This window comes from Streptomyces sp. NPDC107521 (assembly GCF_055598485.1).
This window is the reverse complement of sequence record NZ_JBVKAT010000028.1, coordinates 21,976-37,281: the sequence shown is the minus strand read 5'-3', so window position 1 is coordinate 37,281 and position 15,306 is coordinate 21,976. Positions and strand designations below refer to the sequence as shown.

Annotated in this window: 12 protein-coding genes; 8 read left to right on the top strand and 4 right to left on the bottom strand. The window is 74.7% G+C overall.

Going from position 1 to position 15,306, the window contains the following annotated elements:
- Nucleotides 1-70: 70 nt before the first annotated feature.
- Both ACZ7LB_RS29465 and ACZ7LB_RS29460 read right to left on the bottom strand, forming a co-directional pair.
- Complete coding sequence (locus ACZ7LB_RS29465) at nucleotides 71-1,111, bottom strand: glycerophosphodiester phosphodiesterase (RefSeq protein WP_471472343.1); 1,041 nt, start codon at nucleotides 1,109-1,111, stop codon at nucleotides 71-73.
- 114 nt (nucleotides 1,112-1,225) lie between these two features.
- Nucleotides 1,226-1,669, bottom strand: a complete 444-nt coding sequence (locus tag ACZ7LB_RS29460) for a DUF3093 family protein (RefSeq protein WP_471472341.1) — start codon at nucleotides 1,667-1,669, stop codon at nucleotides 1,226-1,228.
- 169 nt (nucleotides 1,670-1,838) lie between these two features.
- On the opposite strand from ACZ7LB_RS29460, the gene ACZ7LB_RS29455 reads away from it, so the two are divergent.
- Nucleotides 1,839-2,591, top strand: a complete 753-nt coding sequence (locus ACZ7LB_RS29455) for a hypothetical protein (RefSeq protein ID WP_471472339.1) — start codon at nucleotides 1,839-1,841, stop codon at nucleotides 2,589-2,591.
- Between the two features lie 219 nt (nucleotides 2,592-2,810).
- Here ACZ7LB_RS29455 and ACZ7LB_RS29450 read toward each other — a convergent pair whose 3' ends face one another.
- Nucleotides 2,811-3,947, bottom strand: coding sequence for a LacI family DNA-binding transcriptional regulator (locus ACZ7LB_RS29450; protein WP_471472337.1), 1,137 nt, complete (start codon nucleotides 3,945-3,947; stop codon nucleotides 2,811-2,813).
- Nucleotides 3,948-4,147: 200 nt separating this feature from the next.
- Between ACZ7LB_RS29450 and ACZ7LB_RS29445 the strand changes: the two genes are divergently transcribed.
- Nucleotides 4,148-5,956 carry a glycoside hydrolase family 35 protein gene (locus ACZ7LB_RS29445; RefSeq protein ID WP_471472335.1) on the top strand — a complete coding sequence of 603 codons (1,809 nt, stop codon included), beginning with the start codon at nucleotides 4,148-4,150 and terminating at the stop codon, nucleotides 5,954-5,956.
- 109 nt (nucleotides 5,957-6,065) lie between these two features.
- Here ACZ7LB_RS29445 and ACZ7LB_RS29440 read toward each other — a convergent pair whose 3' ends face one another.
- Nucleotides 6,066-6,497 (bottom strand): hypothetical protein, encoded by a 432-nt coding sequence (locus tag ACZ7LB_RS29440; RefSeq protein ID WP_471472333.1) that lies wholly within the window; start codon nucleotides 6,495-6,497, stop codon nucleotides 6,066-6,068.
- A gap of 593 nt (nucleotides 6,498-7,090) precedes the next feature.
- On the opposite strand from ACZ7LB_RS29440, the gene ACZ7LB_RS29435 reads away from it, so the two are divergent.
- The 6 genes from ACZ7LB_RS29435 (at nucleotide 7,091) to ACZ7LB_RS29410 (ending at nucleotide 15,301) form a co-directional block, all read left to right on the top strand.
- Complete coding sequence (locus ACZ7LB_RS29435; protein WP_471472331.1) at nucleotides 7,091-7,618, top strand: hypothetical protein; 528 nt, start codon at nucleotides 7,091-7,093, stop codon at nucleotides 7,616-7,618.
- Between the two features lie 434 nt (nucleotides 7,619-8,052).
- The gene (locus ACZ7LB_RS29430) at nucleotides 8,053-10,191 is read left to right on the top strand and encodes a hypothetical protein (protein ID WP_471472329.1); all 2,139 of its coding nucleotides are present in this window, start codon (nucleotides 8,053-8,055) and stop codon (nucleotides 10,189-10,191) included.
- 43 nt (nucleotides 10,192-10,234) lie between these two features.
- Nucleotides 10,235-11,746: a GT4 family glycosyltransferase PelF gene (gene pelF / locus ACZ7LB_RS29425; RefSeq protein ID WP_471472327.1), complete on the top strand. Its 1,512-nt coding sequence runs from the start codon at nucleotides 10,235-10,237 to the stop codon at nucleotides 11,744-11,746.
- On the top strand, nucleotides 11,743-13,152 hold the full coding sequence (locus ACZ7LB_RS29420; RefSeq protein ID WP_471472325.1) for a hypothetical protein: 1,410 nt from the start codon (nucleotides 11,743-11,745) through the stop codon (nucleotides 13,150-13,152). Before pelF ends, ACZ7LB_RS29420 begins: the two co-directional genes overlap by 4 nt.
- A gap of 402 nt (nucleotides 13,153-13,554) precedes the next feature.
- Nucleotides 13,555-14,556, top strand: a complete 1,002-nt coding sequence (locus tag ACZ7LB_RS29415) for a GDP-mannose 4,6-dehydratase (protein ID WP_471472323.1) — start codon at nucleotides 13,555-13,557, stop codon at nucleotides 14,554-14,556.
- Between the two features lie 31 nt (nucleotides 14,557-14,587).
- Nucleotides 14,588-15,301: a nucleotidyltransferase family protein gene (locus ACZ7LB_RS29410; RefSeq protein WP_161224308.1), complete on the top strand. Its 714-nt coding sequence runs from the start codon at nucleotides 14,588-14,590 to the stop codon at nucleotides 15,299-15,301.
- Nucleotides 15,302-15,306: the final 5 nt, after the last annotated feature.

Genomic DNA, 15,306 nt, shown 5'->3' with positions numbered 1-15,306 from the left:
GCCCGCCGCACCCCGGCGGCCGCCCGGCGGGCGGGTCCTCGCCGTGTTCCCCCGTATGTGCCCCGGGGGCTCAGTGCTCCGTGCGGAGGCCGGGGTGCCGGGTGAGGGACTGGGGGAAGTCGGTGATGACACCGTCGACGCCCAGCGCGGCCATGCGGCGCATCGCGCCGGGCTCGTCGACCGTCCAGACGTTGATCTCCATGCCCAGTGCGTGGACGCGGTCGACCAGCCGCCGGTCGGTCACCGTGTACTGGGCGTTCACCTGGTCGGCCCACCGGCTCAACCGGACCAGCTCCGCGTCGGACGGCCGTTCGGCGTCCAGGAGGCCGACCGGGACAGCGGGCAGCCGGGAGCGGAAGTCCCGGGCGTCCTCCGGCCGGAAGGACTGCACGGCGAGCCGGTGCCGGGCGAGGGCCTGCCGGAGGTAGCGCGGACGCTGCCGCAGTTCGCCGGCGAGGTCCGCCGGGAGCCCGGTGTAGTGCGAGCAGGGGCTGATCTCGGCGAGCAGTCCGGTGCGGGTGCCGTCCAGCCGCGCGATCACCTCGTCCACGGTGACGATCCGTTCGCCCGCGAAGTCCCGGTCGAACCAGGACCCGGCGTCCAGCCGCCGCAGTTCGGCCCAGGTGAAGTCGGAGACCCGGTACCGGGGGCGGCCGGGGAAGACCTCCTCGACGTCGGTGGTGCGCTCCATGGTGCAGTCGTGGAAGTCGACCAGGCGGCCGTCCCTGGTCCGCTGGACGTCGATCTCCACGAAGTCCGCCCACTGCGCGACCGCCAGTCCGACGGCGGCGGCCGTGTTCTCGGGCGCCATGCCCGACGACCCGCGGTGCGCGATGACGTCCGGCCCCGCCACGCGGTCCGGCCGCCGCGCGCCGGCCTCCGGCCGCGGGACACCGGGCCGCGCGCCCCCGGGTCCCGCCGCGCCCGGCCCGGCCGTGTCCGAGGGGGCCGTGTCCGAGGGGGCCGCGGCGGTCGGCCCCCGGTCCACCCGTACCGCCCCGTGCTCCCCCATCGCTCCGGCGGCGTGGGCGCCCGTCGGTGCCACCGCCAGGGCCAGGCCGCTCAGCAGGGCCACGACCACTCCGTCACGCCGTCCACTCGTCCGTCCCATGCCGGCCTCCCGGGTCCGCTGGACTCCCGGCAGCGTTTCGGCCGGAGGTTACGGGCGCCCCGCCGCCGCATGGCGGCGCCCCGAACCCCGGCGGGCGGGCGGACCCCCCGCCGCTCAGCGCCGGGCGAACGCCAACACCGCGAGCAGCGTGATCGGCTGACGGGTCGACAGATAGAGGTAGGGCGCCGGATGGCCGGGGTGGTGCAGCTCGATGCGCAGCGCCGTGGGGACGTAGCCGCGCAGCAGCATCGCGGCCCGCCCGTCGGCCCGCCGGGTGCGCCACAGGAACGCCTCCTCGGCGTCCAGGATCTCCGCGAGTCCGAGGGAGGCGAGCGGGAACCGGTGGGAGCCCGCCGTGAGGTGACCGCCCGTCACCACGATGCCGGCCGCCCCGTAGGCGTACAGGCCGAGGGCCGCCAGGGCCGCCGCGGCGCCGAGTCCGGCCGCGGCGGCCACCGGGCCGAGGGGCAGCAGGAAGAGGCCGGTCATCACGGCCAGCAGGGCGGCGAGCCAGTGCCACGTCCTCGGCACGCCGAGTCGCTCTTCGTACAGACGCATGCCGTCAGCCTGTCAGCTCCGTCCGGGGCGGTGCGCACCGCCCCGGCCCCGGCGCCGCCCTCCGCCCCGTCCGGGCTGCGCCGAACGGGGGACAGCGGGAGGCGGCGGGGCACCCGCTCGCGTATGTGGTCAAGCAATGAGGTGTCCACGTACGGAGTCGGAGGTCGGTATGCCCGTCAGGAGAGCACTGGTGCTCGTCGTCAGTGCCGTCGTGTGCGCCGGTGCGCTGGGAGGCGGGTGCGCCCCGCCGTCGCGGGAGGATCCGTCGCCCGCGCCGCAACGGACGGCGGCGGCCCATCCCGGTCCCCCGGCCGTCGTCTTCCGCCCCCTGCCCGGGCTCGGTCCCGGAATGCTGGCGCGGATCCCGGCCGCCACCCGGCAGGTGCTGATGGTCCGGGCGGCGACGGAGGACGCGTCCCGCGGGCGAGCGGTGCTGTACGAGCGGGACCCCGAGCGGGGCTGGAGCGCCGCGGCCGGGCCCTGGCCGACGCACAACGGGCTGCGCGGCTGGACCGACGACCACCACGAGGGCGATCTGCGCACACCCGTCGGCGTCTTCGGGCTGTCGGACGCCGGGGGCAGGCTGCCCGACCCGGGCACCCGGCTGCCGTACGACGAGGACCCGGCGTTCACGGTGGAGGGCGACGGTCATCTCGGTGAGCCCCTGGAGGGGTCGTTCGACTTCGTGATCGCCATCGACTACAACCGGGTCCCCGGCACGACCCCCCTGGACCCCGACCGGCCGATGGGCGACGAGCTGGGCGGCGGGGTGTGGCTCCATGTGGACCACGGCGGACCCACCAACGCCTGTGTCTCCCTGAGCGAGGAGCACATGCGGGAACTGCTGCTCGCGCTGGACCCGGCGGAGCGGCCGGTGGTCGTCATGGGGCCGGAGTCGGCGCTGCGGGACGGCATGGCGTGACCCGGGGATCCCGGTGCCTTCCCCGGGGCCCCTCCTCCGGGCCACTTCCCCGGACCGGCCGGCCGCCCGCCCGCACCCCGGCCCGCGCGGGACCGGGCACGTCCGGAGCGGCTCCCGCCGCGGCCGTGGCCCCGCGTGCGTGCCCCCCGCTCCGGCCCGGGATCCCCGGCCGGTCCTCCCGGCCGGTCCGTACGGACGACCGACCGGCCGGGCGTTCCGTCAGCCGCCCGGCCGGTCGCCCGGCGTACCGCCGCTTCTGCCGCTCCGGCGGGCCGTCCGCGGGCCGGGGCGGGCCGCCGGTGCCGTGCTGGCGCGCACCACCAGCACCGGTTCGGGGCGGACGGGTCCGGCGGCCTCCGCCGCTCCCCCGACGCGACGCAGCAGCCGCGCCACGGCCAGCGCGCCGACCGCGGTGAACGGCTGGGCGACGGTGGTGAGGCCGGGCGCGCAGTAGGCGGCCAGGGCGATGTCGTCCACGCCGACGACGGAGACGTCCTCCGGCACCCGCCTGCCGAGTTCGCGCAGGGCGCGGATCACCCCGAAGGCCATCTCGTCGCTCGCCGCGAAGACCGCGGTCGCCTCGGGGATGCGGCCGAGGACCAGCCCGTGGCGGTATCCGGACTCCGGTGTCCAGTCGCCCTCCAGCACCGGAGGCGCGGTCAGGCCCCGCTCCCGCAGCGCGTCCTGCCAGGCCGTGCGGCGGGCGGAGGCGTCGAGCCACTCCCCCGGCCCGGCCACGTGCCAGACGCTCTCGTGGCCCAGGTCGGTCAGGTGCCGTGTCGCCAGCCGGGCCACCAGCGCCTGGTCGACGGCGACGACCTCGGTGGCCGTCGTCCGCGCCCCGTCGACGGTGACCGTCGGCACGGCGCGGGTCAGTCGTTCGAGCGCCGGGGACGCCCGCACCAGCGGGACGCAGAGGACGACGCCCTCGACGCCCTGGTCGACCAGCCGGGTCAGGGCCTCCGCCACGGCCACCGCGTCCGGCGAGGCGGTCGTGGCACCGGAGACGGCGTAGCCCGCCGCGCGGGCCGCCGACTCGACGCCGAGGGCGAGGCCGGCACGGGAGGCGAAGGTGGTCCGCAGGGTGACCACGCCGATGGTGCGGCTGCGGCCCGAGGAGAGGGCGCGGGCCGCGTTGTTCCTGCGGTAGCCGAGCTGCCCGACGGCGGCGAGCACCCTGGCGCGGGTCTCGGGGCGGACGTGCGGGTGGCCCGCGAGGGTCCGGGAGACGGTCTGCGCCGACACCCCGGCGAGCCGGGCGACATCGGTCATGCCCGGGGGGCGGGCGGCGCCGCCCTCCGGCGCGGTCCGTTCCTCCGCCCGGCCCCCGGCGGTCCCGGGCGTCGTCGAAGCCATCGTGTCCCTCCCGGCGGGCGGTGCGTGCGCGGAGCGCGGCGGTGCGGGCACCGCCGCCCATGCCCCGCAGTGTACGGCCGTCGAGCGGCCATTGGCATCGATAACATCGTCTGCCATAGTTCCGGCCGGGGCCGTAGCGCCGACCCGAGGACACCCTGCTCATTCGGGACGAGGCGGCCCGGAGTCCGAGGGAGGAACGGATGGCATCGATCACACCGAGGGCACCCGATCACACGCCGGTCCTCACCCATCCCGGGGGCCGACTGCTGCGCGAGGGGCGTGAGCACCGCGTGCTGTCGGGCTCCCTGCACTACTTCCGCGTCCATCCCGGCCAGTGGGCGGACCGGCTGCGCAGGATCGCGGCCCTGGGCCTCAACACGGTGGACACCTATGTCCCGTGGAACTTCCACGAGCCCCGGCCGGGCCGGTACCGCTTCACCGGGTGGCAGGACGTGGAGCGGTTCGTCCGGACCGCGCAGGAGACCGGCCTCGACGTCATCGTCCGGCCGGGCCCGTACATCTGCGCCGAGTGGGACAACGGCGGGCTGCCGGTCTGGCTGACCGGCCGGCCCGGCATGCGGCCGCGCTGCTCCCACCGGCCGTACCTGGACGAGGTCGGACGGTGGTTCGACGAACTGGTCCCGCGCCTGGCCGCGTTGCAGTGCTCACGGGGCGGGCCGGTGGTCGCCGTGCAGATCGAGAACGAGTACGGCAGCTACGGCGACGACCGGGAGTACCTCCGCTGGGTGCGGGACGCCCTCACCGGACGCGGCATCACCGAGCTTCTGTACACGGCCGACGGGCCGACGGAGCTGATGCAGGACGGCGGCGCTCTGCCCGGCCACCTGGCGACGGCCACCTTCGGCTCGCACGCGGAGGAGGCCGCCGCGCTGCTGCGGTCGCGCCGCCGGGACGAACCCTTCCTCTGCGCCGAGTTCTGGAACGGCTGGTTCGACCACTGGGGCGAGAAGCACCACGTCCGCTCCGCCGAGAGCGCGGCGGACACCCTCTCCGGCATCCTCGGCGCCGACGGCTCGGTCAGCCTCTACATGGCGCACGGCGGCTCCAACTTCGGCCTGTGGGCGGGCGCCAACCACGACGGAGAGCGCCTCCAGCCGACGGTCACCAGCTACGACTCGGACGCCCCGGTGTCCGAACACGGCGCGCTGACAGCGAAGTTCCACGCCCTCCGTGAGCTGCTGCGTCCGGTGACCGGCGCGCCGGTGCGGCAACTGCCCTCCGATCCGGAGCTGCTGGCGCCCCGTTCCGTCCCCGTCGTCGCGGGCGCAGGGCTGCTGGAGGGGCTGCGGGCGGTGTCCGAGCCGGTGTCCTCGCCCCATCCGCCGAGCTTCGAGGAGCTGGAGCAGGCGTCGGGGCTGGTGCTCTACCGCGCCGAGCCGCTGCTGCCGAACGGCGCCCACCCGCTCACCGTCACCGGCCTGCACGATCGTGCCCAGGTCTTCCTGGACGGCGCCCCGCTCGGCGTCCTCGACCGGGAGGACGGCTCGCTGGAGGTGACCGGCCGGGGCGAACGGGCCTGTCTGGAGCTGCTGGTGGAGAACCAGGGCCGGGTGAACTACGGTCCGCTGCTCGGCGCGCACAAGGGCGTCCTCGGCGGCGTGGCGGTCGGACGGCGCCTGGTGCACGGCTGGACCGCGCGCGGGCTGCCGCTGGACCTCTGGACCCCGGAGGACCTGGAGCGCGCGGTGGCGGCGGCGCCGGGCGGGGACACCGGCGGGTTCTCGACGGCGCGGTTCACTCTCGCCCGGACCGCCGACACCTTCCTCGCCCTGCCGGGCTTCGCCAAGGGGTTCGTCTGGGTCAACGGCACGCTTCTCGGGCGCTATTGGGAGATCGGCCCGCAGCGCACCCTGTACGTCCCCGCGCCGCTGCTGCGGGCGGGGGACAATCTGCTCACCGTCCTGGAACTGCACCGCTCCGGGGACCGTGTCGAGCTGCGCGACCGGCCCGAACTGGGGCCCGCCGAGGAGTACGTGGAGACCTTCTGACCCGCTCCCCGGCCGTCCGGGCTCCCCGCCGCGCCGACGTGCGGTCCCCTCGGCGCGCTGGCCCCACCGTCCGGGGCGGCCCCGGTGGGCGCCCCGTGACCCGGCAGGCTCAGGCGGCGCGCATCCGCGGCGGCACGGACCGCACGGGTTCGGCGGGGGTGCGGACGGTCCGGGCCGGGGTGCGGGTGGGGCCCGCCGGTGTACGGGCGGAACTCACCCGGTAGATGGTCCGCGTCGGATCGGTGAGCGGCTCGCCCAGGGCGATCCGGCCCTCGGCGCGCAGGAGTTCGCAGGTCTCGGTGGGCAGCGCCACATAACAGCCGCCCTTGCCGGTCACCGAGTCCAGCGGGCGCCAGTAGCGGTATCTGCGCCGCCCGTCGGGGTGTTCGGTGACGAAGACCGGGGTGCGGGAGTCGGAGACGATCCGCAGGACGTCGGCGTCGGCGGTGGACGGCGCGGGCGATGCGGCCCGGCGGGTGCGGGCGGAGGACGGGACGCGGGCCGGTATGGGGGCGTCGGCGTGGACGGCGATGAGCGGCATCGGGGGTGACCTCTCCTGGGCAGGGACTCGATCGAGACCCGCGTACCCGGTTCGGCCGGTGTTGATCTCGCTATCCGCATTGTGCGGCACCCCGCCGACAGCGGGGCACTCCGACACTGCCCCGCATCATCCTCCGGTATGCCTCCCCTCATGATCGTCCTTCAACCGCCGCCCTCCCAGCGCCCGTTCCGGACCGCCTCCCTGTCCCGCCGTGCGTGGCGAAGCCCCCGGCCCGCCCCTCGGGCCGGGCGGCCGGCCCGTCGTGCGCCCCCGGACGGCACCGGCGCGCACGCGTCGCGCACGGACCCGCTCCGGGCCGCGGCGGCCAAGGTTCCGCGGCCGTCCGCCGCCGCAGGCACCGACGCGGAATCCGCCATTGCCGTGCGACGGCTCAACCGGCCCGCCGGCGCGTCCTTGTCACCGGCAGGAGCGCGGGGCACTTCCGCGTTCAGGTGCGGCGACGCCCTCCGTCCCGCGACGTCGCGACACCCTCACGAGTCCTTCACGGGACGCACACTTTCCGGCCGAGTCGCGCTTCCGGCGTGACCGGGGGTGCAGACGGTGCCTCGGGGCCGTGCTTAGTCTCCCGGGCCATGCGATCCTCTCGAACGAGGCACTTCGGTCTCGCCACGATCATTGCCCTCGCCCTCGCCCTCTTCGGCATGGCGCCCTCCGCGAGCGCCGCCGCCGCTCCGTCGGCCGAGCTGACCTTCAGCACCGACACGGCCACCACCACGCCCGGCGGCACGGTGAACCTGTCGATGACGCTCACCAACCACAACACCTACGACGTCTGGTTCGTCTACCAGACGATCGACCCGACGTACCTCACCACCATGCGGCCCGACCTGAAGTACAGCTTCACCGGCTGTAGCCTCGCCACGGCCACCGGCCCGGTCCCCTGCACCGGCACCGGCCCGGCCAACCTCGGCCAGAACTACGGCACCACGGTGCCGCCCGGCCAGAGCCGCACCGTCACCCTGACCCTCCAGGTCGCCGCCGACTCCGGCTGCAACGGCAACATCGGCTTCTACTCGTACTACTACGCCGAGTTCAGCGACAGCAGCAGCGTCAACAGCGGCCCCGTGTACACCCCCGAGACCCGGGTCCTCTGCGCCTGAGCACCCCCTCCTCGCGGCCGGTCCCCCCTGGGGGGCCGGCCGTCGGCGTGTTCCCCGGCGCCCGGCCGTGACTTGATCTCGACATCGGGCCGAACGGCTTTCCGCGAGTGGTTCCCCCGGCCGCGGCGGCGCGGATCGCACTCTTTCCGGCGCGGGCATCGCCGCAGCTCCCCAGCGCAGCGGCATACCGGACGGAGCGGTCCGGTGGGGACGAGCCGCCCCGCACGTCCGGAACAGCGCGTTTCCCGAAGGACTGGACACATACGCTTTTCCGTCAAGTTCCGCAGCAGAGACACAAAAGCTCCACACAGACCTCACTATGTGACCCGATGGATGAGGCAACGACCGGCGTCTAGGGGGGCGGCGGCGTGAAGCCATGGGGTGGGAAGCTCCCGACGAGCTCCACCCCTGCCCTTGGGAGGGGATTTCACCGAATGAAGCGGACCATACGCACGACGGCACTGGCAGTGGGGGCGCTCCTCGCCTCGGTCGGACTGCCGGCCGGTGCGGCCCACGCCGACACCGCCGCTCCGCGCGTCGATCTGCGCGTGCTGGTGGTGAGTGACGGCGGGCCGTCCACCGACGCCATAGCCGCCGAGCTGGCGACCGCGGGAACGCCCTACACGAAGATCGACTTACAGAACGCCGCCAGATCCGTGATCAACGCGGGCTTCCTCGCGGACACCGTGGACGGCCGCCCCCGCGCCAAGTTCCAGGCCGTGGTCCTGCCGAGCGACAACCCGTTCCCCGCCGGCTCCGCCGAGATGGCCGCGCTGGCGTCCTACGAGCGGACCTACGACATCCCGCAGGTGGACGCCTACACCTACGCCCGCCCCGAGGTCGGACTCCAGTACGCGGTCGGCACCGGCTACGCCGGCAGCCTCGACGGCACCCGCGCCGAGGTGACCTCCGCCGGTCTGGCCGGGCCCTTCGGCTACCTCGACGGCGGCGTGCCCTTCGAGGACAACTCCCCCACCGTGGGCGAGTCCTACGCCTACCTGTCGACGCCCGCGCCGGGCGCCGACTTCACCCCCTACGTCCAGGCGACGATCCCGGGCCGCACCACCAAGGGCTCACTGGTGGGCGAGTACCGGCACGACGGGCGCCGCGAGCTGGTCGTCACCTTCGTCTACAACCAGTACCAGCAGCAGTTCCGCCTGCTGGCCCGCGGCATCGTGGAGTGGATGACCGGCGGTGTGCACCTGGGCGCGAGCCGCAACTACTTCGCGGTCCACGTGGACGACGTGTTCGCCGCGGACGACCGCTGGGACACCGAGCTGAACTGCACGCCCGGCGACGTGGACTGCCAGCCGGGCGAGGGCGGCACGCCGAACCCGATCCGCATGCTGCCGGCCGACGTCGACCACGCCGCCGCCTGGCAGAGCAGCCGCGGCATCACCCTGGACCTGGCGTACAACGCCTCCGGCAGCGTCGACCACCGCGAGGACAACAACGGCGCCGACCCGCTCGCGGACAAGCTGATCACCGACCGGAACGACTTCCGGTGGATCAACCACACCTACACGCACGCCTTCCTCGGCTGCCTCCAGGACATCAGCGTGGTGCCGTGGAAGTGCGTCACCGACCGGAACGGCAACACCCAGTGGGTCAGCCGCAGCGCGATCTCCGACGAGATCGCCCTCAACCGGACCTGGGGCCAGACGGCCCAGCTCCCCCTGCAGAACGACGAACTGGTCACCGGTGAGCACTCGGGGCTGAAGCTGTTCCCGCAGCAGCCGGTGGACAACCCCAACCTCGGCCCGGCCCTCACCGACCACGGCATCGCCTGGCTCGGCTCGGACAACTCCCGCGACCCCCAGCAGCGGACGGTCGGCTCCGCCACCACCGTCTCCCGCTACCCGATGAACGTCTTCTACAACGCGGGCAAGGCCGCCGAGCAGGTCGACGAGTACAACTGGATCTACACCAGCCGCGCCCAGGGCGGCAGCGGGATCTGCGAGGACAACCCCGCCACCTCCACCTGCCTGTCCGCGCCGCTGAACACCGCCACCGGGTACACGGACTACATCGTGCCGCTGGAGACCCGGATCGCGCTCGGGCACGTGCTCGCCAACGACCCCAAGCCGCACTTCATCCACCAGTCGAACCTGGCCGAGGAGCGCATCGCGTACCCGGTCCTCGACGGTGTCCTGGGCGGCTACGACGACCTCTTCGCGGCCAACACCCCCGTGGTCAACCTGCGGATGAAGGACATCGGCGTCGAGCTGAAGCGCCGCTCCACCTGGAAGACGGCCGTCGACTCCGGCCAGGTCACCGCGTACCGCATCGGTGACGCCGTGACGGTGCAGGCCCCCGCGGGCACCGCGGTCCCGGCCACCATGCCCACCGGCACCGCCAACGGCGGTTCCGGCTTCGGCGCCGCCTACGCGGGCACCCTCTCGGGCTGGACCTCCCCGGCGGGCGGCACCCTCTCGCTGACCCTGCCCACGTCCGCCGCCGGTCCCTCCGCGCTCGCCGCCCCCGGTGGCACGGCCGCCCCGACGCCCGCCGCTCCCCGCACGCGCGTCCCGGCCGGCGTGACCGAACAGGTGCCGTACGGCGCTCAGCGCTGAGTCGCGGAACCGACCACCCCACACCCGGCCGTGGAGCACATCCATGCACGTTTCCCACGGCGCGCGGCGCCCCGGCGCGCCGCGCGTCACCCTCCTCACCGAAGGCACCTACCCGCACAGCCACGGCGGTGTGAGCGTCTGGTGCGACCAACTCGTGACCGGCATGCCGGACATCGGGTTCGACGTCATCGCCGTCACCGGCACCGGCCGTGAGCCGGTCGTCTGGGACACGCCCGCCCACGTCTCCCGGGTCGTGTCCGTACCCATGTGGGGGCCCGCGCCGGAGGGCCGGGCCCCGCGCGGCCGGGCGGGCAACCAACTGGCCGCCGCCTACGAACAGTTCGTGATGTCGTTGCTGGATCCGCGGGCCGAGGCCGGGTTCGGTCCCGCCCTGTACCGGCTCGCGGACGCCGCCGCGGAGGGCGGGCTCAGCCCGTTCCTCCGCGGTGACCGGGCGATCGGCGTCCTCACCTCCGTCTGGAACCGGCCGGGGCTGGCCGTGCGGGAGGCCCGCCCCACCCTGCACGACGCGGTCACCGCGACCGCGCTCCTGGAGCACGCGCTGCGTCCGCTGGCCGCGCCGCCACCCGAGCACGGGGTGGCGCACGCGGTCAGCGGCGGTGTGGCCGTGCTGCCCGGGCTGGCCGCGCTGGAACGGCACGGTGTGCCGCTGCTGCTCACCGAGCACGGCGTCTACCTGCGCGAACGCTATCTGGGCTATCGCACCGCCCCGTACCGGTGGCCGGTGAAGGCGCTGGTACTGGGGTTCTTCCGGCTGCTGGCCGAGGAGACCTACCGGCGGGCGGCCCTGATCACCCCCGGCAACCGCTACAACCGCCTCTGGGAGGAGCGGGGCGGCGCCGCCCCCAACGCCATCCGGACCGTCTACAACGGGGTGGACCCCGCCGCGTTCCCGCCCGCCGGGCCGGAACCTGACCGGCCGGTGATGAGCTGGGCCGGGCGGGTCGACCCCATCAAGGACCTGGAGACCCTGATCCGGGCCTTCGCCCAGGTGCGTTCCCAACTCCCCGACGTGCGACTGCGGTTGTTCGGCGGCACCCCGCGCGGCGGCGAGGCGTACCGGGAGCGCTGCGAGGCGCTGGCGGAGCAGCTCGGGCACGGCGACGCGGTCACCTTCGAGGGCCGGGTCGACGACATCAAGGACGCCTACGCGGCCGGCAACGTCGTGATGCTCTCCAGCATCAGCGAGGGCTTCCCGTTCACCCTGATCGAGGCCATGTCGTGCGGCAGGGCAACGGTGTCAACGGACGTCGGCGGCGTCCGGGAGGCGGTGGGCGACACCGGACTGGTGGTGCCGCCCCGCGACCCGGCCGCCATGGCCTCGGCGGCGCTGGAGCTGCTCGGCGACCCCGTGCGGCGACGCGCCATGGGCGAGGGCGCCCGGCTGCGGGTGATCGAGCAGTTCACCCTCCGGCAGACCATCGACACCTTCCGCTCGATCTATCTCGAACTGTCCGCGTTCGGCGCACCGGCGACCGGAGCGGCCGTCGTGACGCGGGAGTTCGCCTCCTCGGTGAGGAGCGCGACCGGATGAGCGGCCCCATGCCGCTGGAACCCGGCGGCGCGGAGCAGGACACCCTGGCACTGCGGCTCGCCGACCAGCGCACCCTCACCCTGCACCTGCCGGACCAGCACACCCTGGCGCTGGTCCGGCCCGGCGACGCGGTGCGGCGCGAGGCGGTGGACCGGCTGGCCGCCGACCTCGCCGACCGCATCGCCCCCGCCGTCCACGCCTACGAGGTCGCCGCCCTGCTGGAGTCCGAGGGGCTCACCGGGGAGGTGATCCGGGAACGGTACGGGCACCGCGATCTCTTCTCGCTGGCGGAGGCCCTGTACACGCGCATACCGCGCCGGTTCCCGGAACCGCCGCTCCCGGCCGACCCCTGGCGGCCCGACCACGCGCGCTGCGCGCTGCGCGGCGCCCTGTTCGCGCTGCCCGGCCTCGCCTACGCGCTGGCCGGACGGCTGCTGCCGTCCGCCGGAGTGGTGACGGCGCTGGTGACGGCCGGACTGGTGTCCTGGGCCTGGAACCAGGCCCTGGGCCACCGGGCCTATCTGCGGATGGCGGCCGGCCGCCGGGAGGCGGGCCGCACCCTGCTCAAGGGGGCCCCGCTCGGCGCGGCGGCGGCCGTCGCCGCCGGTGTCCCGCTGGCCGGGTCCGGCGCCGCCGCTCTGGTCGTGGCGGTCCAGTCCGGCTACCTCGCGGCGGCCGGGGTGCTGCTGGTGCTGGGCCGGGAGCGGCTGCTGCTGGCCGCGCTCGCCCCGGTGACCGCCGGCGCCGCGACACTGCCCTGGTGGGAGCCGGGGACGGCGCTGCGCGCGGGGCTGCCGCTGCTGTCACTGCTCGGCGCCCTGGCCGCGGCCGGCTGGGCGCTGCGCACCGTGCTGGCCGAACCGCCGGTCCCGGACGCCGCCCGGCCGAGGCTGCTCCAGTCGCTGCCGTACGGGCTGTTCGGACTGGCGGCCGGTTCGCTGGTCTTCCTGATGGGCCGCCAGTTCCCGTGGGCGGTGATCGTGCTGACCCTGAGCATGGGCCCGGCCGAGTGGCTGCTGTACCGCTACCGGGGACTGTCCGTGGCCGCGCTGCGCGCCACCGCCACCCCGGCCGGCTTCCGGCTGCGCTCCGCCGCCGTCCTCGCCGGCTGCCTGCTGGTGTACGCCGGGCCGCTGGTCCCGGTGGCGCTGCTGGTCGACGCCGATCCCGCCACCCTGGCCCTGCTGGCGGCGGCCCTGTGGGTGTCGCTGCTGCTCCAGGCGTTCGGCACCGCCTGGCCGCCGGCCGCGCTGTGCCTCACCGCGGCGGCGGGGGCGGCCGCGGGCGTGCTGTCGGGCCCGGCTTCCGGGGCGGCCACCGTCCTGGCGCTGTGCTGCGGCGCGGCGGCGCTCTGCCTGACGGTGCTCGCCGTGCGGACCCTAGGGCGGCCGGCCGCCCATGCCTGATCCCGGGCGCCCCCGCGCGCCCCACACCGCCGAGCCGGCGCCCCGCGCCGCGGGACCACCGGGGCGTCCCGTCCCGCCGTCCCCCAGGGCCCCCGGTCCCCGCACCACCGCACCGCCCTCCGTCGTCCGCGGGCACCGCCGGGCCCCGTGCCCGGTGGCGCCCGCGGCCCCGGGTCCCCGCGCCCGGCGCACCACCGACCGTCCCCGCGGCCCGTCCCCACCGCCCGCCGCACCACGAGGCGTCACGCCGTCCCCTCCACGGACCCGCGTCCCGGACCACCGCGCGGGGAACCGGCCCCGGCCGGTTCCCCGCGGCGGGGCACCGGGCCGTCCCGCCGCGCCGCCGCCTCCCCGTCCCCTTCCGTCCGCAGCACGTCCCGTCACCGATCGAAAGGATCACGCGTGACCTCCGCACCGCTCGCCGCCGTCACGGGAGCCGAGGGCTTCATCGGCTCCCACCTCACCGAGGCACTGGTCGCCTCCGGGTACCGGGTCAGGGCCATGGCCCAGTACAACTCCTTCTCCTCCTACGGCTGGCTGGAGACCCTCTCCCCCGAGGTCCTCGACCAGGTCGAGATCGTCCTCGGCGACGTCCGGGACCCCGGCTCCGTCGGCCACCTCGTGGAGGGCGCCGAGTGCGTCTACCACCTGGCCGCGCTCATCGCCATCCCGTACTCCTACCGCGCGCCGCACAGCTACGTGGACACCAACGTCACCGGCACCCTCAACGTGCTGGAGGCGGTGCGCGCCCAGGGCACGCCCCGGCTGGTGCACACCTCGACCAGCGAGACCTACGGCACCGCGCAGACCGTGCCGATCACCGAGGACCACCCGATCAACACCCAGTCGCCGTACGCCGCGTCGAAGGCCGGCGGGGACCGGCTGGCCGACAGCTACCACGCCAGCTTCGGCACCCCCGTGGTAACGCTGCGCCCGTTCAACACCTACGGCCCCCGGCAGTCCATGCGGGCCGTGATCCCCACCGTCATCGGCCAGGTGGCGGCCGGGGAGCGGACCATCACCCTGGGCGACCTGCGCCCCACCCGTGACTTCATGTTCGTCAAGGACACCGCGCGGGCGTTCCTCGCGGTCGGCACCGCGCCCGCCGACCGGGTGGTGGGCCGCACCTTCAACGCGGGCACCGGCGGCGAGATCTCCGTAGGCGACCTCGTCGCGCTGATCGGCAAGGTGATGGACACCTCCCTCGACGTCCGCGAGGACGCCGAGCGGCTGCGGCCCGCGGCCTCCGAGGTGATGCGGCTGGTCGCGGACGCCACCCGGCTGCGGGAGGCCACCGGCTGGAGCCCCGGGCACGACCTGGAGCAGGGCCTGGCGCAGACGGTCGGGTTCTTCCGCGACCCGGCCAACCTGGCCCGCTACAAGACCGGCATCTACAACATCTGACCACCACCGGCACTGAATCGAGGGGAATCCCATGCACGCAGTGATCCTGGCCGGGGGCAAGGGTGTCCGGCTGCGGCCCTACACCACGGCGCTGCCCAAGCCGCTCGTACCCATCGGCGACCAGCACGCCATCCTGGAGATCGTGCTGCGCCAACTGGCCGGGGCCGGCTTCACCGGCTGCACCATCGCCATCGGCCATCTGGGCGAGATCATCCGCGCCTACGTCGGTGACGGCTCCCAGTGGGGCCTGACCGTCGACTACTCCTCCGAGGAGAGCCCCCTGGGGACCATGGGGCCGCTGCTCACCATGCGCGAGCGGCTGCCCGAGCACTTCCTCGTGATGAACGGGGACATCCTGACCGACCTCGACTACGCCGACGTCCTGCGCCGGCACCGCGCCGAGCGGGCCCCGCTGACCATCGCCACCTACGCCCGCAAGGTCCACATCGACTTCGGGGTGCTCACCACCGACGCCAGCAGAGTGGTCGGCTTCACCGAGAAGCCCAGCATGGACTACCGGGTCTCGATGGGCGTGTACGGTCTGTCCCGGGCCACGCTCGACGGCTACACGGCCGGACTGCCCCTGGGCTTCGACGAGTTGGTGCTCGATCTGCTGCGCGCGGACAACCCGCCGCACGCCTACGATTTCGACGGCTACTGGCTCGACATCGGCCGTCCCGACGACTACGACCGGGCCAACGCGGAGTTCACCAGCCGCAAGGCGCTGCTGCTCAAGGGAGCCTGACCACC